Source organism: Methylotuvimicrobium sp., assembly GCF_050611805.1.
Taxonomy (GTDB): domain Bacteria; phylum Pseudomonadota; class Gammaproteobacteria; order Methylococcales; family Methylomonadaceae; genus Methylotuvimicrobium.
This window is the reverse complement of record NZ_JBNGHF010000034.1, coordinates 20,284-42,961: the sequence shown is the minus strand read 5'-3', so window position 1 is coordinate 42,961 and position 22,678 is coordinate 20,284. Positions and strand designations below refer to the sequence as shown.

8 protein-coding genes and 2 riboswitches are annotated in these 22,678 nt (G+C 48.8%); of the genes, 4 read left to right on the top strand and 4 right to left on the bottom strand.

Annotated elements, in window-relative coordinates; genetic code table 11:
* Nucleotides 1-54: 54 nt before the first annotated feature.
* The 4 genes from pgaB to ACRJJO_RS15545 all read right to left on the bottom strand — a co-directional run bounded on the left by pgaB (nt 55) and on the right by ACRJJO_RS15545 (nt 6,906).
* Entirely contained in the window at nt 55-1,917 is a 1,863-nt protein-coding gene (gene pgaB, locus ACRJJO_RS15560) for a poly-beta-1,6-N-acetyl-D-glucosamine N-deacetylase PgaB (protein ID WP_431066589.1), read from the bottom strand.
* 2 nt (nt 1,918-1,919) lie between these two features.
* Complete coding sequence (gene pgaA, locus ACRJJO_RS15555) at nt 1,920-4,430, bottom strand: poly-beta-1,6 N-acetyl-D-glucosamine export porin PgaA (protein WP_431066588.1); 2,511 nt, start codon at nt 4,428-4,430, stop codon at nt 1,920-1,922.
* A gap of 486 nt (nt 4,431-4,916) precedes the next feature.
* On the bottom strand, nt 4,917-6,044 hold the full coding sequence (locus ACRJJO_RS15550) for a hypothetical protein (protein WP_431066587.1): 1,128 nt from the start codon (nt 6,042-6,044) through the stop codon (nt 4,917-4,919).
* A gap of 388 nt (nt 6,045-6,432) precedes the next feature.
* A complete protein-coding gene (locus ACRJJO_RS15545) occupies nt 6,433-6,906 on the bottom strand; it encodes a hypothetical protein (RefSeq protein ID WP_431066586.1) in 474 nt (157 codons plus the stop codon).
* A 612-nt stretch (nt 6,907-7,518) separates the two neighbouring features.
* Nucleotides 7,519-7,604, top strand: a riboswitch (cyclic di-GMP riboswitch).
* 66 nt (nt 7,605-7,670) lie between these two features.
* Here ACRJJO_RS15545 and ACRJJO_RS15540 point away from each other — a divergent pair.
* The 4 genes from ACRJJO_RS15540 to ACRJJO_RS15525 all read left to right on the top strand — a co-directional run bounded on the left by ACRJJO_RS15540 (nt 7,671) and on the right by ACRJJO_RS15525 (nt 22,397).
* The gene (locus tag ACRJJO_RS15540; protein ID WP_431066585.1) at nt 7,671-8,480 is read left to right on the top strand and encodes a hypothetical protein; all 810 of its coding nucleotides are present in this window, start codon (nt 7,671-7,673) and stop codon (nt 8,478-8,480) included.
* Nucleotides 8,481-8,553: 73 nt separating this feature from the next.
* Nucleotides 8,554-10,122 (top strand): hypothetical protein, encoded by a 1,569-nt coding sequence (locus ACRJJO_RS15535; RefSeq protein ID WP_431066584.1) that lies wholly within the window; start codon nt 8,554-8,556, stop codon nt 10,120-10,122.
* Between the two features lie 104 nt (nt 10,123-10,226).
* Nucleotides 10,227-11,816 carry a ShlB/FhaC/HecB family hemolysin secretion/activation protein gene (locus ACRJJO_RS15530; protein WP_431066583.1) on the top strand — a complete coding sequence of 530 codons (1,590 nt, stop codon included), beginning with the start codon at nt 10,227-10,229 and terminating at the stop codon, nt 11,814-11,816.
* A gap of 89 nt (nt 11,817-11,905) precedes the next feature.
* A riboswitch (cyclic di-GMP riboswitch) is annotated at nt 11,906-11,984 on the top strand.
* A 60-nt stretch (nt 11,985-12,044) separates the two neighbouring features.
* Entirely contained in the window at nt 12,045-22,397 is a 10,353-nt protein-coding gene (locus ACRJJO_RS15525) for a filamentous haemagglutinin family protein (protein ID WP_431066582.1), read from the top strand.
* Nucleotides 22,398-22,678 lie beyond the last annotated feature (281 nt).

The window sequence follows — 22,678 nt, the reverse complement described above, 5'->3', positions numbered from 1 at the left end:
TGATGCGATTTGCTTGATTAAAATAGTGGGTCGAGTATTGGGAAACGCTCAATGTTATTGAGCCATCATTTCTTTAAGAAGAGAAATCGGCGGATGGTTGTTATGAAAATCGTCGGGATAATAACCGTAATTAAGCGCATTCATCCGTTGTAAAAGGCGCATTTGGTCGGCTAAAATCGATGCCGGAATTTTTTGTTGGGTACGCCAATCCACCGATTGCAGTTCGAATACGGTCTTTTTCAAACCCAGCGGATGTTCAGACACTTTGTCGATGAGTGTTTCCAACCAAATCATGGGCTCTTCCGCTTCTTCCATGAACGGCATGGCCATTAACGCGGTGTAATCGTAATTAACCAAAAAGTCAGGTAGCGATTGCGCGAACCATTCGGAGCTTTCGGGATTTAGCACGGCATTGGCATAGAGGTTTCGGGCGGTTTTGATGTCGGGCCGAAAATACCGGACTTTATTGGTAAGGTGATGCGTGAATTCGGTCAGTACGGTTATCTTTGCTTCGGTTTTTTCAGAAGGGTTTCGGTTTTTAAGATGGGCTAATGCCGACGGGCTAACATCCTCAAAATCGGTAAGAAATGCGTCGTCATGAAATAAAATTCCCGAGAAATGCGCTTGTTTCGCCAAGTCTAGATAAATATCGGCGATCAGTTGCCGAGCTTCCGGGTGATAGGGTGACAGGCGCATGTAATTGTTTTGACTCGGAATCGGACGGCCGTTTTTTAATTCATGAACCCACCATTCTTTGGGGGCGCTAATCGAGAACGACAAAACCGGAAGCCAAGCGAAGACCGATACGCGAGTTTTCATGCGCAATTGCCACGCGACATAATTAAACAAATCCGCGCGCATCGGTAAATGCCGGTTCGGAAAATAAAGCGCATCGGCATTGCCGTCTCCGTCCGGGTCCGAGAAGGCTTGCAGATAGACCGTATTGACACCTATTTCTTTAATTCTGTCGAGTAATAAATCTAGATTACGCTGAATTTGTAACGGTTCGGGGTCATAAATATAGTCCATGTCCACATGAGCCAATCTAACCGGTGAATCGTTTCTATTGCGTAGAAAAAGAGCCTTAAATTCTTCCATGTTACGTGCATGGTCGATCGAATAGCGATGAACCAGTTGCATATCGTTAACGGAATTCCAGTTATCGTCCAAGGTTAGGGAAACGTAAATACCTTGTTTTTCCGCGAGTTTGATCGATTCCAGGCTATAAGAGCCGTAAGGCCATGTAATGGCTTTAGGTTTTAGGTCAAGGCGATTCCGCAAAATCCGAACGCTTTCGGCTATATCGTTCGATACGCGAGTTTGGAATTCGGCATCCGTTTCATAACGCCGTTCGGATTTTTTGAACAAACGCGTGGTTAAGGCCGGTTGCATACTGCCTTGCGGATTGCCCGGTATACCTCGGTGCGAATCGTGGCTATGCGAGGCGACTTCTATTAATCCTGACTCGAGCATTTCTTTGAGTTGATTCCAGTTTAAAAAATGCTCTCTTGGTATCAACTTCGATCCATATTGTACCGACTGATTGGTATCGGTCTCGAGCCAAGCAGTCACCGGACTGACGACAGCAGGAAAACCGAAAGCCTGTAGAATCGGAAAGACCGTGTCATGGACACTCGCATAACCGTCGTCGAAAGTTAACAACACAGGGTTTTCAGGAAGCTGCTTGTTGTTTTGTCCTGACTCGATCAGTGTCTGCAGACTGACCGGGTGAAAATTATTTTCTTTTAGCCAAGCGAATTGTTCGATGAGTCGGGCTCGTGTAATGGTGTATGGATTACCGTTCCACTCAGGTTGTACATCGTGATAACAAAGCGCGATAAAGGAACCATCCCCCAGAGCGAATCTCGAGAATAAAGTCATCGACACGATTTGGATGATCAGAAATAACCGGCGCATGGCTAGAATCGTACATTAAGATTAAGATACATAAACCAGCTTTCAGTCAGATTGCCGTCGTAATAATGATAGCCTCTGATGCCGCCGTACGCGATTTCTAAACGATCGGCCGTTTTCCAACGATGTTCGTACTGAATGTTGCCGACCGGATTGGAGCCGAAATATTGCTGCCAATATTGACCGATAGAAACCGCTAGGCGTTGATTGAAAGCCGTTTCGTAAAAACGATAAGTCAACAAATCGTTATCCAGGGTCAACGATACCGAAGCATCCTGTGCCGGGTTAAAGTAATATGCGTTCACGTTCCGATTCGGATTGTCAGGCGATCCGCTGTGCCGCGTATTGGTTGAGTAGCCGGCATTTAAATAAGTCGAGAATTTATAGAACGGTCCGCTATACCATCGTTCGTAATAAGCGCCGTCGACACCGTACCGATTATTGCCGTCGCTGAAATGATAATAGTTTGCCGCCAAGTCCATCTGCCGCGACTCATGAAAGCGGTAAGTCAGTCTCGCTTGCGCCGATTTTGCCGTAGTTACGACTTTCTCATCGGCAAGTGCGGTCAACGCGCGTAAAGAGATTCGATTGTTGAGACTGTCCAAATAAGTGGAAATACGCCAATGATCGTCAAAATCGTAAGCTAAACCGAGTCCGACGCCGACCGCATTCTTTGCGAAATTATCGTAATGGACTTCGCCGGTGGCTAAGACATTAGTTCCGGCGAATTCCAGACCCAATCCATGCGTATTCAAATATCCGCGGCCTTCGGGTTGCGGAAATAAACCCATTTTCCAGGCGTTATGGATATAGACTCGATAATGATGCGCAATCGGACTTGAATATAAATAAGACTCTAGACTCATGTCTTCCGTGCCGATGTTAGGGTTGCCGACATCGTTGGTTTGGTTATCGCTAACTCCGCCTCCGGTGAACATTTTGAATTCCCAGCCGTTATGTATATTCCATAATCGCGACTGCCGTTGCACCCCGGTATCGTCCGGGAAGGTGTCGTAAAGTTCTTGTACGCTTTGTTCTTCCGCCGGGTAGTTTCTTAATTCATGCAAAACCTTGGTTTGCACGACACGCAATCCTAAGTGATTCGGCGATCGTTCCAGTGCCGGTTCGATTAGCCGCAATGCTTTGCGCGGCCAACCTCGAAAGTAATAAATGTCGGCTAATTTTGCTTCTATATCGGGATTGTAGAGCGTGCGCCGGTACAAATCTTCCATTCGGCTTTGGCCTTGATAGAGTTTATCCGCGTAAGCCCTCATTAGGGCGGCTGTCATCTCGGGATAAATTTTGTCGGGATTATCCCGAACACGGGAATGACCGAGCTCGTCTTTAAATTCGAGGGGTTCCGGTTGTTCTTCATTGAGCCTGTCCACTAGCTCAATGGCCTCTTTAAATTGTTCCGATTCCAGATAAGCATATATCAATGAAGCTCGGGCATTGCGATTATCGGGCGAATCTTCAATGATAGAAAGATAAAGGTCGCGGGCCCGTTTAGGTTGCCTGGTATAAAGATAAGCATCGGCAGCAGCGATTCGACTATAGGAAGGAATTTCAATACCTTGTTCCTTGAGTCGTTCGAATAATGCGATAACCTCCGGCATTTTGTTACGGTTGCGCAAAGCGACCATCAAATCGAAATTGGCTCTATCGAGCCAGATTTGCGGTTCGGACAATTCAAGCCCTGCGATCGATTCGATATTGGCTTCTACGGCTGAAATTGCCTTATCCATTTCTTGATAACGGTTGGGCTTGCCGCTTGGAATACCGGCGCTTTTTCTAATCAGCGCGGCTGCATAATCCCAGCGGAAGCCGGCCCACTCCTCGTCGGAAAAAGCGGCTTTATAGTGTCGGACCGTCGATAGTGCGTCTTCATATTGACCGTTTGCTTGCAGAGCGAATGCCAAATTTTTTTGTGCATCCGCTCGATCCGGTTGAATGGATAAAATTTTTCGATAGAGATTAGCGGCATTCGAAAAATTATTCAGGTTTTCATGGATCTGAGCCAAAAAGATCAAAATATCGAGTCGTTCGGGAAAAGCTTCGGAAAGCTCGGTTAAATAAATAATGGCCCGCTCATGATCGCCGCTTTGTTTCAACGTTAACCCAAGACCGAGCTTGGACTCAAATCGGTCGGGAAATCTTTCGAGGACTGAACGATAAAGCGTTTCCGACTGTTTGAAGTCGCCTGAATTTCTGGCTGAGCTTGCAACGGACTCGATGACATAGATTGGGGCGGCATCTAAATCAATGGAACGGCTAAGCTCGATGACTTTTTCGTATTGGTCGGTCCACGACAAAATTTGAACATAATCGTAAAGATAGCGGAGCGTTCTCGGATGTTCGGTTCGTAGAATTTGCAGTTGCTCCAATGCCTGTTGAATCCGGCCGCTACGAGCGGCATCGAGCGCATCGCGATAAATCCTTTCTTCATCATAGGCTTGTCCTAAAACACTTGAGGAAAAAAGGCTAATTATAGCCGTCAAAATCAAACCGGAATTCATGAATGTTTAGCGTTGGGATTAGGTTGAAACGGTAGTGTGAAGTAGAGCGAGGCCTGTATGAACATAGCTAGAGCCTAGGCTGTCGAAAAAGGCCATTTTTTGCTAATTGCCGGTTCCCGCTTTTTAACTCAAAATATTTTTGAAATGGTTAGTGTTCATAGGCTATTAAGAATCAGATGTAGGGTGCGCATCGCGCACCTGGGTCGGGCTCTTGTCGGTTCGGCACCGTGGAAAGGTGCGCGATGCGCACCCTACGGCGCTCAAACTATCTTGGAAATTGTTGATGATCATAGGTTATAGAGCATCCGTTATTTTCTCAAAACCCATAAAACAGTCATTTTTTCTGACCTGAAAATCGGTAAATTTCGACACCCTAGCTAGAGCCTATACAAGCATAGTCAAGGCAAGTGGAATTATCGGAAGATAATTTACGAATGAATTATAGGTGGAGGCTGTAAGTTTCGGTAGGGCGCATTGCCGAGACGTTCAATCGGCCGAGGCAACGAATGATATTTCCGGCAAGCAAATCGAACATTCGACTTTGATCAGTCTTCCTGTGTGTCGATTGCGCAAAGGCCGGGACATACCGTCGGTACGGTTCATTGCATCGAACAGCTTCGCTTCCATTTTAATGACGTCGTGTTCGTGGTCGAATAAATAAAGCGTGGGTTTCATTCCGCCGCTTTCGATGAAGCGGTCGGTGTCGTGTAACATGATTTTGGCATGCAACAACTCGTGTAAAAGTGCGTCCGCGGGAGAAATATGGCAAGCCGGGTGGTTTTTGCAATCGCGATGCAGCCATAGCTTTGCACCTATGCGCGGATCGAAAAATATCGTTGCCGACGTTACGGTCAGTTGGTTGCCATAGGCTTGTGTTTGCCAAGTATATTTTCGATAACGAAGTTTTAACTCTTTATCTTCCAGTAATTTCAACAGGCCGATGGCTTCAGGATAGCTTGCATAATACCGGGCCATTTTATCGAGATCGGCGCGAATAGTCGGCGGGTCGCCGGGTTCGCGGGTGTATGCTTGCTGCAGTAAACGGCTGATTCGAACTTGAGCATGCGGATCCGGCTTAACGTTTAATTGTGCGTCATGGACGGATTGAATGGGCATGGTTTTGGGCGGAGCAGAGCGGACCAAACGAACGATCGTGTGGTTTCCTTTTTGGATTTTAACCGAATTTAAGCGGTTTGACGGTTTGATGAGTTGTGACGTTATTTCAGCAGTCACTTGCCTGCCGGCGACCTGTTCGGCTCGCGTATCGGTTGTCGCGATCAAAAAGCCGAGGCACAAAGCAAGAAAAACCGGCGTTTTTTGCCGCCGGTCGGCATAAAACGTTGCCGAACTTAATGTTCTGGCATCCTCCTTCAGAAAAATATCATGATGCCGCGCAATCTCGATTAGAGCTTGATAAGCTTTAGGATTTTTTAAACTAAGGTGGTTGGCGCAGACTAAGGACCGCTGCCCGTCAATTAGGCAAGGATGCAAATAATTGCAATCGGCGAAGCGGATGGCCCAATTTCTAAGCTTATCGACTAATAATTCATCATCTTGGGACTGGCCGTCGATTGGGCTAAGAAAAATGCGGTTAATAGCCGATAGAGCATCCATAAAATTCTCGAAGAATCTAAAAGTTACTGTTAGTTTAGTTCCAAATAGTAGTTATTGCTTTGTGCAAAGCGATCGTAAGTATGGATGACCAATCGATTACGAATTTATGTTTTAGATATGTCCATTTTCGCTTTAGTAGTTAATTGCTGTTTTCCCGCTTTTTAAACTCATAATATTTTTGAAATTGTTGTTGTTCATAGGCTATTAAGCCTAGGTGTAGGGTGCGCATCGCGCACCTGGGTCGGGCTCTTGTCGGTTCGGCACCGTGGAACGGTGCGCGATGCGCACCCTACGGAGCTATTAGCTTAGTTCCAAATAGTAGTTAGCGCAAAACGATCGGAAGCTTTCATAAACCCATGAGCTACGAATTCATGATTTAGGTATGGCTTCAATTCGATGATTGGGTTTGCGTGTCGGAACTATCCTGAAGCGACGGCGATTGATATTTCTCAAGTAAATATTGCTTCAGCCAGGTTTCGGTATCGACATCGGATTGAGGACTATCGTCGATTTTTTGCAAGCGTTGTTTTACTAAGTGTTGCGGCGTTAATAGCAACTCGATATCTGACATTGCGACAAACTTATCCGGGTGAACATTGTTGCCGTTTAGGATGTTGAAGAGCTGATGTTTTTTTAAGGATAGGCTGCCAATTAATTCCTCGCGAATGTCCAGCATAAGGGGTAGCAAATCGCTGCCGCTAAAGTCGTCTTCATGCAAGCACTTAAAGCGCTTTAGCATGTAGTTGATCGCAAAACGGTAAATATCCGACTCCCGCACATAAAACCGCGAAGCGGTGGCTTGAACCGCGTTACGAATACTGTTCTCGATACGCAGTGAAATGATGTGTTTCAGTTCGCTCAATTTCTTATACCTAATTCAAAAATATTTCGGATTGACTAACGGAACGTAGTTATTCACATCCCCCTATCGTTCCAACGCTCCAGCGTGGGAACGATAATTGCCGGGTGGCTGAATATTAACAACGGAACGGCTTGAAAACGGCAAAAGTTATGTATTTCTATCCTAGAAAGATGAAGTTGGCATGTGTTGTAGACCGTTCGTGCTGAGTTAAGTCGAAGCATGAAGGGTCTACAACACTTTCACCGGCTTGGTGAAGTCTCAAATGATCTTTTTAGGTTTATGGGTTTTTGGATATATGGATATGCGTATCAAGTCGAACCTTTTAAACATAAACGAAAAATATGACAGAAATGCGACAATTCAAAACAGTCGGCGCATTAACGGCGTTAGTTGTTTAAAACGTAATACGTTTCATGAAAATTTAACGAAGCTGTAAAACTTTTGAACTAATGACTATGAAAAAATATGCGCAAGTTGAAACTTTGCGGATGCGGAGTGGATCCGGCGAGGGGGAGTGGGGCCGGCGAAGGCAATCATAACATGGGCGGTACTGATTGCCAGCGATTTAACAAGGAATAGGCAGTTTCCGGTTTTAGCCGGATATGCCGGGTGTGAAGATGTTGCCAAACTCGCCGCGAGGCGGGGACGGAAAGCTGCGGGTCTCTTATCAAGTATCAAGAGATAGCCGGGCCGCGACCATTTACTAGGAATGGCCATGTACCCCGGTTTGGTTTTTGTTAACAGACTTTACGAGGATATTTTTTATGAATTTATTAGGTAAATCTCTAGCGGTCGGCGCGATGGCGTTGGTTGCGACAGGTGCTCAAGCGAGAATCGCCGGGGTTAAATTGACCGGTTTCGAAAACGATCCGCGTGGCTCCGAGCTTTTTCTGAGCGTTTACAATCCGGATGCGCAAATTTCATATGCAATGGATTTAGGTATCCGGCATGCTGATTTTTTGGATAATCCGCAAGCAATGAATCACTCGATCAACACCGATGCATTCAGCCAGTTTATGGCCGCAACCTCGCCAGGTGACAGGGTGATCTATAACATTGCCTCGGCTCACAATTCATTCGTCGATTTCGATAGCGTGAATTATTTGGGCATTTTAATGACATCCAAAAATGAAATTACTGTCGGCCCTTTCGACCGTTTTTCAGGTTCGTCATCAACACTTGATCAACATATCGACCAATTGAATGCAAGATCGGGCGAATTGACCGGCACCAATCAACAAATCGGCGATAAAGCGGTCAATTTAGATTCTTATTCGGCGCCTGGGCAAAGCGGTTATTTTCCGACAACTTGGGGTTCGAACATTGGTAATTCTTTCTCAGGTAATCTTTCGTCGTCAGCAGGCGAATCGACAGGGTTTTGGTGGTGGGGCTTCGACATGGATCCCAATACGTTCGAGTTGACAGAGAAGGCGGTTTACCTCGGCGATTGGAACTTTTCGATTGAAAATGGCAGCGCTTCATTGAATTTCGCGCCGGTTCCCGTTCCAGCGGCGGTATGGTTTTTCGGCACGGGTCTGATGGGCTTGATCGCTGCCAAACGCCGTAAAGCATAAGAAAATCATTCAAGCATACCCGGATGCAGGTCCGGGAGTTTTTTACACTCATACCTACATAAAGAGAATGGTCATGAAAAAAAATATCGTAACGGCCGCCTTGGGCGCGGCTTTGATTGCCGGTTTTTCCGGCACGGCTTCGGCGTGGACGCCAAGCGATGTACCCGATTTACGAATCAACATGTCGGGTGCCACTGCAATGGATAACTCTATCACCTCCCTGTTCACCAGCTTGTGTGATGCGGGTACTTTGCATAGCTATTTCAACGATGGTCCGAATCCGGGTAATCGTTACCGTGCCTTTTTCTGTACCTTGAGTCCGGATAAAGTCGACGGTTTATCGGCTAGCCAAAAAGTGTTGTTTGTCAAACGTTCCGCCGGCGGTTCCGCCCAAGGCGTCAATCCGCTGATCGATCAACAGCGCTTGGAAGCGATGAATATCTTTAACAATAATTGCACATTGTCGCCGTCAGATACCGACCCGAATCGCTATTTATGCAGCATCAGCAATCCGGGCGATTTGGAATTGCGTTATTCCGATATCGGTATCTCGGACGTGGACGCCAAGATGTTTAGAGGCGTTAATACTCCGGCCGGTTTCAATCCTGTCAATCCGGAAAGTGCAGAAGATCTGGATAGCGTTTCGGTAGCTGCGTTGATATTCGGCGTTCCGGTCAATAATGCTTTGTATGACGCGCTGCAAACCGCGCAAAGAGGCGAAGGCTTATTGCCTAACGATTGTACGATCGGCGAATATGCCCGCGAAGAATGTATCCCAAGTTTGACTAAACAACAAGTTGCGTCGTTGATAAGCGGCACAGTCAAAACATGGGACGATTTTAAAATCGACGGCATTCCGTTGACGCAATATCCGGGCGTTACGCCTTTGCCGGCCACTCGCGGCTCGAAGTTCGTCCGCTATTGCAAACGGGTCAACGGTTCCGGTACCGGTGCGCAACAATATGCGAAATTCCTGCATAATCCATGCGTTTCGGGTGCTGCTCAACCGATGCAATCATCGAACGTATCGACTGGTCCTATCGTGATCCAAAACTCGGGTTCCGGCGATGTCGAATTGTGTTTGAACGATTATGAATTGGGCATCAACAACACGGGCGCTAACACAGGCTTTTTTACACCGACCACAAAAGCTTGGGCCTTAGGCACACAAAGTCTAGAAAAAAATGCCGATCAAGCATGGCCGTATAAATTTGTCAGAATCGACAATGTAGCTCCAACATTGGCTAATGCCTTCAACGGTAAATATTTCGATGTGGTCGAGATGACTTACCAATGGTTGAAACCCGGTGTCAACAAATTACCGGCTTGCGAAGGCGAACATTTGGCGACTTGCGGTCCACAACCACCGGTAGGCGATATTAAAGTCATTATCGAACAGATGCGTACGGAAGCAAGCGAACCTTCGGTTGTTGCCAGTATTTTGAATGTCAAATCGAACTATCCGTTCGGTAAGTCGGGATATTTGGCGCCGGCCATTCCATTTGCAACCGATGCGAGCTTTACCGGCATCCTGAATGAAAATGCGCCAATCTGGCCGTATACCCATGACCTCGGCGCAGGCATCAATAACTGTGTGGTTCCAACGATTCCATCAGCAGTGGTAAACAAGCCGTTGCTGTAACGGACGAAAAGGAAATAGGTCCTGCAACGGGGCCGGCAAGGACGCAAAAATCACAGCCCCCGCAACGCGGGGGCTGACCTGTTTGTAAAAGCCAACAAAACTCTATGTATAGGAAGGTAGATTTGTCGTTTCGTTTGTTATGGGTGTTATGGGCCGGATTGTTAAGTCATGCAACGTTTGCCCAGGACGCCGATCATTTCGATTTATGGGAATTGCGCGTCAAGGGTAATACCTTGCTCGAACGCAAGGAAATCGAACGCACGGTCTATCCCTTTTTGGGCGAAGACAAAAATATCGATACGGTGGAAAAAGCGCGCGCCGCGCTTGAAGAAGTCTACCAAAAACAAGGTTTTCAGACGGTGTCGGTCGACATACCCGAGCAGGATGTGGTCGGCGGCGTCGTTTATTTGGAAGTCACCGAAGGCAGAGTGGCCCGCTTGCGCGTGACAGATTCGCGCTATTTTTCGTTGGGCGCCATCAAGTCCAAGGTGCCGGAGCTGGCCGAAGGCAATGTGCCGAATCTGCCGAAAATGCAGGAACAATTGGCCGAACTCGGCAAGCAATCCTCGGATCGGACCGTGGTGCCGATCTTACGCGCGGGCGACACGCCCGGCACGCTCGAAGTGGACTTGAAAGTCCGCGACGAATTGCCGCTGCACGGCAAGGTCGAGGTCAACGGGCGCAATGTCGCGAATACCAGCCGCTTGCGTACGATAGGTTCGATCCGTTACGACAATCTGTGGCAAAAATTTCATAGCGCCTCGTTCATGTATCAAGTTTCGCCCGAGATACCGGAAGAAGTCGAAGTGATGGTCGGAACCTACGTGATGCCGTTGTTCGATACCGAAAACCGCTTGGCTCTATACGCGGTTAGTTCGTCTTCGGAATCGCAAATAGCCAGCGCGGGAGCCTTGTCGGTGGTCGGTATCGGCGACATTTACGGAGCGCGCTTGGTGATGCCGTTGCCCGGAAAGGACGATTATTTTCATACCTTGACGGCGGGCGTGGATTACAAGTCGTTCGACGAAGACTTGAACCTGATCGGCGCGGATACGTTGACAACGCCGATTACCTACGTGCCTTTCATGGTGCAGTATGCCGGCAATTTACGAGGCGAGGAGTCCTTGTTGTCGTTCAGCGTCGGTTTAAATTTTTCGATTCGCGGCCTCGGCAACGACGAGCAGGAATTTGCTGACAAACGCTTTCAGGCGAAACCGAATTACATGATCGTCAACGGCGACATCGATTATTCACGCAATCTGCCGTGGGGCATGCAGTTCATGACCCGGCTATCGGGGCAAGTATCCGACTCGCCGATCATCAGTAACGAACAATATTCGATCGGCGGCGATGAAAGCGTCCGGGGTTATTTCGAGACGCAAGTGTTGTCGGACGACGGCGTGCAAGGTTCATTCGAATTGTACTCGCCGCGGCTGCTGCCGATGAACGAGGACTGGGAATGGGTCAACAATCTTAAAGGCTTGGTCTTTTTCGATGCCGGACGAGGTTGGTCGAAAGATGTGTTGGCCGGTACCGACAGCAAGTTTAATCTGGCCAGCGGCGGTTTCGGCATTCGGTTTCAAGCCTTGAAATATTTGATCGCCAATTTGGATGTCGCGTTTCCGTTTATCGCCGCAGGGACGATAGAAAGAGGCGATCCGAGGCTGCATTTTAGGGTCGCGGCCGAATTTTAAAACACTGTGGGAGCGACGCCTACGTCGCAAATTATAGAAATTCAACAATGGCCTTAAGCCCAGCGGCTACAGCCATTGATGCGGTAAATTGACGGAAAAGCCAAACCCGCCGCGAGACGGGGACGGAAAGCCACGGGTCTTTAACGACGAGACGGCCGGGTTGCCACTATCGACGATTGACAATCGTATCCGACGCTTCGGCGGAAGAACATAACGAGGGCAACGAACATGGCTAACAAAAAACGAATTCAACCATCCGTCCGGAATCCGCACCGCTTTAGTCTCAAACGGTCGGCGGCCTGCGTAAAACTGGCCGTCGCCGGCGGCTTGGCGGTCGGTTCGATGTCGCCGGTGCAAGCCGAACTTCCGGTGCCGAGCGCGGTTTGGGCCAGCATGGGGCAAGCGACTAGGCAAGTGATCGGTAATCACATGCAGATCAATCAGCAGACCGATCGGGCGATCTTGAACTGGCAAAGCTTTAACATAGGCAAGGAGAATTCGGTCCATTTTCAACAGCCTTCGAGCACCTCGATCGCACTGAATAAAATTTTCCAAAACGACCCGAGCCGAATTCTCGGCGCATTGACCGCGAACGGCCAAGTTTATCTAGTCAACCGCAACGGCTTCGTATTCGGCAAGGATTCGCGCGTCGACGTGCGCGGCTTGGTAGCCTCCACGCTCGATATCTCGGACGACGTGTTCGATCAAGGCATCACCAAAGTTTTTTCCAATTCGGGTTCCGCAGCATTTCAAAGCAATGAATTCGTCCTCAGAGATCAAAACGGTGACGCCGTTCTTGACGATGCCGGTCAGCCGATAAAAGCGTTGTTGGCAAAAGATGCGAACGGCAATTCGATTAGAGCGTCGATCACTCTCGAGGAAGGCGCGCAAGTGAAATCCGGTACCGGCGAGCGGATTTTGATCATCGCGCCGACGATTACCAATAAGGGTTCGATACAATCGGACGACGGTCAAGTAATACTCGCCGCTTCCCACAATACCGCTCCCCCCAATACCGATCCCACCGATAAAGTCTATTTGCAGGAGGCGAGCGGCGATAGCGACGTTCGAGGGCTTCTAGTCGAGGTTGAAACCGGCGGCGATGTCAGCAATTTAGGAGAAATATCCTCAAGGCGCGGCAATGTCACGATGATCGGTTTCGCGGTCAACCAAAACGGGAAAGTGTCGGCATCGACGTCGATCAATGTCAATGGAAGCATCCGGCTGATCGCCCGCGAAAAGGCCTCCGTATTTGAGACGGACGGTTTCGAAATGCGCGCGACCAGCACGACACGGGCTGCCGATATCGGCGATGGTTTAGGTACGTCGGCCACGGTCAGTTTCGGCGAGAACAGCTTGACTGAAGTATTGCCGGAGCTCGGTACGGGAGAAACCGCGATTGACGAACAGATTCAGCCTTTGTCGAAGATCGAAGCGATGGGGCATAAGATCCATGTGAAGAAAGACGCCGATATCATCGTGCCGGGAGGCCGGGTCGATATGGTAGCGACACAAAACCCTATCAACCCGTTGCAAAATTCCGTCAACCGAAACAGTAGCCGTATTTTGGTCGATTCCGGCGCAACGATCGACGTGTCCGGTATCGCGACGACCGTGAAGGCGATGGAAAGCAATATCGTCGAAGTCGAATTACGTTTGAACCAATTAAAAGACTCCCCTTTACAGCGCGATGGCATTTTGTTCGGAAAAACGATTTTGGTCGATATCCGAAAAGGATCCCCGATAGCCGATGTGCAACCCGATATCGATGCGATTCAGCGCACCTTGGGCGAGCGTTTGGCGAAGGGGGGCGAAATTAATCTGAGTTCGGAAGGCGATACCTTGGTTCAACAAAACGCGGTGCTCGATTTCTCGGGCGGCGCGGTGACCTATCTGGACGGCTTCATCACAACGACGAAACTGACTTCGAACGGCAGAATTTTCGATATCAGCGAAGCTCATCCGTCTCTTAAGTACGACGGTATTTACGGGGAAGTTGTCAAGGTGTATGAAAAATGGGGCGTTAGAAAAGTCTGGAAAGTAGACGGACCTTTTTCATTGGCGAGACGCGAAGCCGGTTATATCGAGGGTCATGACGCCGGACGTTTGACGATAAAAAGCCCCAACCCATTACTCGAAGGCGAGTTGAAAGGCGGCACCGCCAGCGGGCGTTTGCAGCGGACTGTAGATAGTAAGGCCTATGGCGGCGAATTGCAGATTGACATGCGAGCAGCGTCCGCAGTGGTTCAGTCGGTGATTTTATCGTCGGCTCAGAACCGAGTCGGAGTGGAAGTCGACCTCGACGATCCTTTTCCGGTTAACGATCAAGGCTTGAATGTGGCATTGGCGATTCAATCCGGCATGATCGGAAAAAGCGGAATTCAAGATGTATCGATACTGACGAATGGCACGGTTGAGATTGCCCGCAATAGCACCGTCGGATTGGCGGACGGCGGAAGTCTTCGTTTGCAAGGCGGTTCGATTAACGTTAACGGTCATGTCAAAGGAGCCGGTGCCGATCTGTCGTTGACGACCGCGCTGAATGCGCAAACGATCGGTAGATTGGACGGCTCCATCAATATCGGCAAAGACGCGAAGATCGATTTGCAAGGCGAATGGGTCAATGATAGGGCAACGCCGTTTGCTTTGATCGATAGTATGCCGGTGACGATCGGCGGCGGTAATTTTGTCGCAAGGGCCAACGGCGACATAGCATTGCAGAGCGGCAGCGTGATCGATGTCAGCGGCGGCGCATGGCTCAAAACCAACGGTACGATCGAGGCTGGCGAGGCCGGAAGCGTCCGAATGATCGCCGCGGCTGAAAACATAGGGTCCAACATTACCCTTGACGGTACGCTGAATGCTTACGGAATCAAAAACGGCGGAACGCTGGAATTGGAAGCTAATGCGGTTGCGATACGGCGAAAGCGAGAAGACGAGACCGAGGGGTTACGTCCGTTACAATTACAAGAAGGTTTTTTCGGACAAGGTGGATTTGCCAACTATATCATTAGGTCTAATGTCAACGGTCTGGTTGTCGATGATGGCGTAAACATCACCTTGCGGCAAGTTAATCGGGTCTTGGACGGAGCGGCAATAACTACGGGTAATGCCGATAGCATTGCCGCGATTTCGCGCGTATCGACCTTGCCGTTAATTCAAAGATCGCCGAGTTTGTTGGTGCTGGATTCAAACCACTCGATTAATCCTAATCCTAATAGCCATTTGGAGATAGGCAGCAATGCTAAGATCGTTGCCGATCCTCTGAGCAGTATTTCGCTGATTTCGGATTCGTCATTGTTTTTCGACGGTTCGATTACGGCGCGAGGAGGCGATGTATTGATGTCTATAATTCCTCCAGTTAATCTGCCCGATCCGTTATATCAACCGACACAGGGATTATGGCTTGGTGAAAATGCTCGAATTGATGTTTCCGGTATCGCAATCACGACTGTTGATGCATTAGAAAGGCAGGGCGGTGAAGTTTACGACGGCGGAAGTGTGATATTGGATGCGGCCCGGGGATTCGTAGCGACCAATAGCGGTTCGTTCATCAATGTGTCGGGCACCTCCGCTTCATTGAATTTGCCGCGTTTGAATCCCAACGGCTTTGGTTTAAGTTATGATCCGATCACTGTCGGTTCTCATGGGGGATCAATCGAAATATCGGCTGCCGAAGGTTTGTTTGTGGAAGGGCAGATGCTTGGTCGCCGCGGAAACGCCCCGGGTACTTTAGGAGCTACGCTTTCGGTCGGTTTAGACGCAACGCGTCGAGATCCGGATGAGGGTGAAGGCATCATACTGAATTTTCCGACCGGACCGGGTGTTCTCCAGATTTCGCAGCAAATTCAGCCGGTGTTGTTAGGTGCGTTTGCCGAAGCAGGCGATGCGTTACCCGCGCAATTGGCTACAAAAGGTTATCTGGCTTCCGACCAAGTGAGCGGCGGTGGATTCGCCTCGTTAAATGTGCTTGCCGACGATGAAATTCGTTTTAAAGACGATATCGCTTTGAAAATTCAAGGCTCGTTGGTGATGAATAGTCCTAAGTTCGGTTGGGTAAGTTCGAATCCGGGGAACGCAGGTCAAGTTGTTTTGAATGCGGCACAAGTAAAAATAGGATCGACCCGCCATCGTACGGCCATTGCCAATCCGACTGGTGGAAACGCTTCGTTGACGGTTAATGCCGATTTGATAGAACTGAACGGCGGCGCTTTTACCTCCGGTTTCAACGAGGTTAACCTAAATGCCTCAAACGATATTCGTTTGTTGGGCGAGCGTATTATTAATACGCAAATGGATTTTGTCGGCGAATTCATAACTTTCTCGAACTTGAATTTAACGGCGAAACAGATTTATCCAACTACCTTGTCTCAATTTCAATTGGCCGTTATCGGTGATCCAAACGGTTCGATCGCTATTAAAGGAAGAGGCGAGGGCGCTCCGGTATTGTCTGCTTTCGGAAAATTGGCGTTCAAAGCCCCGAATATCGAACAGAATGGCGTAATCAAAGCGCCGCTCGGCGAAATTGTGTTGGACGCTGACAATTCCATCAAGTTAGGTGCGCAGAGTATGACTTCGGTATCCGCCGAAGGGGAAATTATACCGTTCGGGGTTACCGAAGGCGGACTGGAATGGCTTTATCCGGTAGGTAATCGTAATATTATCGTGTCGGCTCCGGAAAAGCGGATAGCATTAACATCCGACCGTATTCAACGAGATGAAGGTGCCGTGATCGATTTGTCCGGGGGCGGAGATTTGTTAGCCTATGAATTTATTCCGGGTATCGGCGGTTCGGTGGACGTGTTGGCGACCGGCGAATCGTTTGCTGTGATACCGGGATTTAACGGTTATGCTCCGCTTGATCCGTTTATTAGCACGCAGGCCAATATCGATTTAGGCGCTACTGTCTACTTAGAAGGCAGCGATGCTTTGCCTGCGGGCAATTACACCGTGTTACCTGCTCGATATGCTTTGTTGCCCGGCGCATATCTGATAACGCCTCAATCGGGTACCAGGGATATGATGTCGGGTACTCGAACGATTAACCTGGAAGGGGCGCCGGTCGTGTCGGGCTTTTTATCGATTGCGGGTACGAACGCTCAATCCCAACGCCGTGAGGGATTTGCAGTCGAACTGGGAAGTATCGCATTAACTCGTTCGCAATTGAACTTGACGACGGCAAACGAGTTTTTCGCGCAACAAGCCATTGCCAATGAAACGGCTATGCCGAGATTACCGAAGGATGCCGGTTATGTATTGTTCGATGCAAAAAACCGATTGGATTTGCCAACCGTCCGAGCGGAAGCTTCGAATGGCGGTCTAGCCGGTTTAGTTGACATCATTGCCGAAAATATTTCGATCGTTAATCAAAGCAACGGTTCGGTTGGTGGAGTTGTTCAGTTGACAACCGTCGATCTCAATAACCTAGAAGTTGGAAGTTTATTAATTGGCGGTTCGAGGTCCTTCGATAAGGCTACCGGCACGACAAAAATCGATGTTAAATCTGAAACGGTAACATTGAGCGAAGATACCGTTTTGGAGGGCGCTGAAATTATCTTGACCGCTACCGATACGCTGGAATTAAAAGAAAGATCCATACTTTCCGCCGTTGGGGAGGCGAATGCGTCGGAGCAAACAAATATCTTGGAAACGACGGGAGACGGAGCCTTAGTGAGAGTCTCAGTCGGAAATCAAGTCGTTAAAAATAGAACCGGCACAGTTGGAGCCAAAGGCGATCTAATTATTGGGCAAGATTCAACGATTGCTGCTTCAAATGGTTCTGTGCTTCTCGACTCTACTCGGCAATTGCGAATGAGCGGTGAGGTGGATGCCGGAAAATCCCTAAATATCAGCGCAGAGGCGATCAATTTAGGTGAAGTGGATAATTCATTAAACGGACTATCGCTCAACAATATGCAATTGAGTCGTCTGAATGTCGATGAATTGTCACTTAACAGTCGTGGAAACGTTAATATCTTCGGTAACGTACACAGAACTGATGATGAAGGTAATTCCATTGTCGATAACGAAGGGAATTTTACATCGCTTGAATTCGGGAATTTGATCATCGATTCGGCAGGATTGGCCGGGCATCAAATGAATGGCCAAAAGGCATTGGTTTCGGCAGAAACAATAACGCTGAAAAATAAAAATTCAATCAATGGAGTAGTCGGAGCGGGTTCGGGCGAGCTTTATTTAATAGCCGATTCTATGGAAATAGGCGGGGGGGCTTTCAAATTGTCCGGATTTAATTCGGTTGACTTGACAGGCAAGCAATCAATTACCGGAGTTGGTGATTCTTCGTTGACATCTGTTGGGGATTTATCGATTACTAGCGGTTACCTGACCGGCGCGACCGGGTCTAAAACGACGATTGATGCAAGCGGACATAATTTGTCCATTGCTGCAATTCAAGACGTTCAAATGCCGAATAAATTCGGTATTGCCGCAGAGCTGAATTTAATAGCAGATGAACTGGCAATCGAAGCGCCTTTGCTCTTCAGAAGCGGAGTTGTAAGGGCCGAAGCTAAAACCGGCGATGTTGTTTTAGCAGAAAATGGCTATATTGATGTTTCCGGTACAGTCGTTACGGTAGGATTGAGCGATCCTATTCACTTGCAAGCAGGTCGTATCGAGCTGATTTCGCATCAACAAAATGTCGTTACGAATTCGGGAAGCCGGTTGTCGCTAAATGGAATCACCTCGGTCATGGACGCCGGGGCTCTAACTGTTTCGACGGTTCAAGGACAAGCGCAATTAAATGGCTCCATCAATGCGTTAGGAGGCAATTTGGCTTCTGGCGGAAACGTGATGCTGGATGTTGCTTCGTTTTCGGATGCGGGGTTTAGCGGTATTAACACGCTGTTGTCGTCATCCGGTTTTACAGGGGCAATTGATATTCGATTGAGAGAAGGTAATTTATCGATCGCACAGCAAGACCATATCAACTCGAAAAATATCAATCTAGCTGTCGATAACGGTAAGCTCGATATAGCCGGAAAACTCGATGCCGACTTTGCGGATGGCGGTTCGATCAATTTGTCGTCGAGCGATGCGTTGACATTGGCGTCGACTGCCGAATTGACTGCCGTAGCCCTTAATCCACAAGGCCACGGCGGTAAGATCAAGTTCTCGTCAATCGATGGCGGTGGTATCGTGATAGAAAACGGCGCAACAATCGATGTATCGGCGAATGGCGGCAAAGAAGGTGAGGTGCATTTGAGAGCCGAGCGCTTAGGCGCTAATGACATCAATATCGGTGCAATCGCTCAAGGTGCGATTAGCGGCGACTCGAACGTTACGGTCGAAGCAGTCGAAATATATAATTACAGCAATCTAAACAGTACTGCGATCAATACCATCAAAAACGATACTGCGGCTTATATGAGCGCAGTCGCAGTTAACGATTCTATAAATGACAAGTTCGGTACAGGATTTGAAATGGCCCCCGGCATTGAAGTCAGGTCAGCCGGTAATATCGCATTGTCGTCAAAATGGGATTTGGCCGATTGGCGTTATGGACCGAACGATACGCCCGGTTATTTAACACTAAGAGCCGCGGGCGATATCGTGCTGCAGCAGGATCTTAGCGATGCTTTCGCGCCCGGTGCGATTCCTTTTGCCGACAGCGGTTTCGAAATTCAGGTCGACGACATGTTGCAGTCGGGAAGATCGTGGAATTATAACGTCACGGCCGGCTCTCAAATTGCTGCAGCTAATAGTAAAGCCGTGACGGTTGGTATCGGCGATATCAAAATCGGTAACAACGTCAGAGTTCGAACTGGCACTGGAGATATCGATTTTACAGCGGGGCGCGACATCGCTTACGGCAATAATCGATCGGTCGTATATACCGCCGGTAGACCGGATGATGAGAATCCTTACGGTTTTAAACCGATTATTACAGGCTTAGATTTTTACGCGGAATATCCTATTGACGGCGGCGATATCAGCTTCAAAGCCGGACGAGACATAAAAGGTGCGGTGACTAATCAGTTGGTCACAGATTGGTTGTTGCGTACCGGCGACTGGACCCGTGGAGATAATGCGGAGAAAAGGCCCACGGCATGGGGTATTGGTCTTAGCGGAACCGAGTTTAAACCGTTGACGCCCGATTATAGGCAAAACGTGGGAGCATTGGGCGGCGGTAATGTTTCGATAACCGCTGCGCGTAATATAAATGATCTGTCGGTTGTGATTCCGACGACCGGTAAGCAAATCGGTCAGCCAGCCGATCCGTCCGATGGGTTCGATACCAATTATTTGACTAATGTTGTCGAAGTCAACGGCGGCGGCGATCTTTCGATCAATGCAGGCGCCAATATCGCAGGCGGCATGATTTATGTCGATAAAGGCACTGCCGATATCGTTGCAGGCGGCTCTTTGACGGCCGGTTCCAATCAAGGTAGAAGCCCCGTTTTGGCCTTGGGGGATTCGCAACTGAATGTTACGGTTGCAAAAAATATCGCATTGGAAGCGATACTCGACCCAATGGTTTTACCGCAGGGGAAAATAACGGATAAGGAAAATCTGTTTTTTAGATACAGTGCCGACAGTCAAGTCAGTCTGACATCGATTACCGGCGACGTGGTTCTGAAAAATAATGTGTCATCCATGACTTCCTTATTCAATCAACTTAATTTTGCGCAGAACGGCGCATTGACTGCGTTGAGAGTATATCCCGCTTCGCTGTCCGCTTACGCATTGAGTGGTGATGTTAAGTTGGACGGCAGCTTGATTATGTACCCAAGCGCTCAAGGGCAACTGGAGTTGTATGGTGCTAAAAACATTACCACGGGCAATACCGGTAATCCTGTGAATATTGTGATGTCCGATACCGATCCTGCTTTGCTGCCTTCGATGTCGATACCCGCGCAAAATTATTTGGAATTGTCGCGACGTTTAACTATTTCAGGTCAAGGCGATCCGAGTATGATTTATTCGACAATTCCTAATCATATTAATGACGTTCAACCTGTTTTAATTAGTACCGGAACCGGCAATATAATCGGTAAGGATCCTTTGCTGTTTGTTTCAGCAAAGCATGCCGAAGTCATGTCGGGCAATGATATACGTAATGTTAGTTTTCAGATTCAACATAATTTTAATGACGCTCAATCAGTCATAACTGCAGGACGGGATATTAAATTCGATATCGCCAGAAATTCATTGACCGGTGCGCTGACTAACAGAGTGCAAAAGATCGAGACTTCCGGGCCGGGGCAATTGACGGTTCTTGCGGGCCGTAATGTCGATCTCGGATCTTCCGACGGTCTCTTCACGGTCGGGAATCAAGTCAATCCGGCATTGGCCGAGGACGGGGCGAGTATCGACGTGATTGCCGGGCTGGCTAAAACGGACATCGATGTTGCCGCCTATGCCGCCGGTTTTCTAAATGACGGCGGCGTTTTCGGCGAGAACTATCGCCAAGCGGTGACCGACTATATGCGGCGCTTGACCGGCGATGACAGTTTGTCCGGAGACTTAGCGGCCGAAGCTTTCAAGTCTTTGGCGGCGGTCGAACAGGCGCATTTCAATGCGCACTTTCTGGATGCGTTGAGAACGACTTTCAACGATCAGATGAAAGTACAGGGCAATAAGTTCTCGGTTGCAAAAAACGGATTCGATAATGCCGGCGACGACGATGAGCGTTTTAATTATAAACTTGAAATGGATTCCGCGCAGTTAGAGCTGTTGGCCGCGACTGAAGCATTGTTTCCCGGCACGACTGTCTTGGCGGGAGTTGATGGATATTCTATCGATTCGGTCAATGGCATTGTATTTGACGGCGGTAACGATGCCGGCAGTATCTTGAGTGCTGCCTTCGGTAAACCGAGAAATAAACTACAAACCGGCGACATATCGATGTTCTTCAGCAAGATACACTCGACCGATGGCGGCGATATCAATTTGTACGCGCCGAATGGAGGCGTTAATGCCGGTTTGGCTGTCAATTCCAGCGGCGCTAAAGATGCATCGGATTTAGGTGTGGTCGCGATCAAAAAAGGTGCCGTTCACTCGCTTGTACGCGATGATTTCCAAGTCAACACGACTCGGGTGATGACGCTGGGCGGAGGCGATATCGTGATCGGTTCGACCGAAGGCGATATCGATGCCGGACGAGGGGCGAAAACAGCCTTGGCGGCACCGCCGCCGATCGTTCGCTTCGATGAGAAGGGTAACATGATCGTAGAATTACCGACTGCGGTAGCCGGTAGCGGCATCCGCGCGAATCAGGCGCCGGACGGTTCTCAAGGCGACGCTTTGCTATTCGCATTTCAAGGAATCATCGACGCATCCGAAGCCGGCGTCGGCGGTAAGGATGTCACGGTCGGCGCGACAGCGATCGTCGGTTCCGACAACATCGACGTGGGCGGCGTATCGGTCGGAGTTCCGGCGGCATCGTCGGGCAGTATTGCAGCCGGATTGGGTAATGTCGGGAACGTGGCGGCTGCCGTCCAGCAGGCGGTCGATAGTTCGGCCGATGCCGGTAAGGATGCGTCCGACAAAATGGCCAGCGCGGCGGCGCTCGGCATCATCAGCGTCGATATCGTCGGGTTCGGTGACGAGGATGTGCATTAATGGTTCTGAATGACAGAGGATTTCGTTTCGGTTTACTGGAGCGGGGTTTCGGTCGACTGGTTACCGGGTTTGTTACGGGGTTTTCAACAAGCGTGTTTCGAACATTGTTGAGGGATTCCGGACGAACGGAAAATTCCTTATGGCGTTGGCTTATTGAATTTCGGCTTATTTAATGCCGTATTCCCATATTTTCGGAAGTGAGGGTAGGTTGCCGAAAAAAGCCGATTTAGGTAGTTTCTGTATTCCCGCTTTCTTTATTCTCAAAATATCTTGGAAATTGT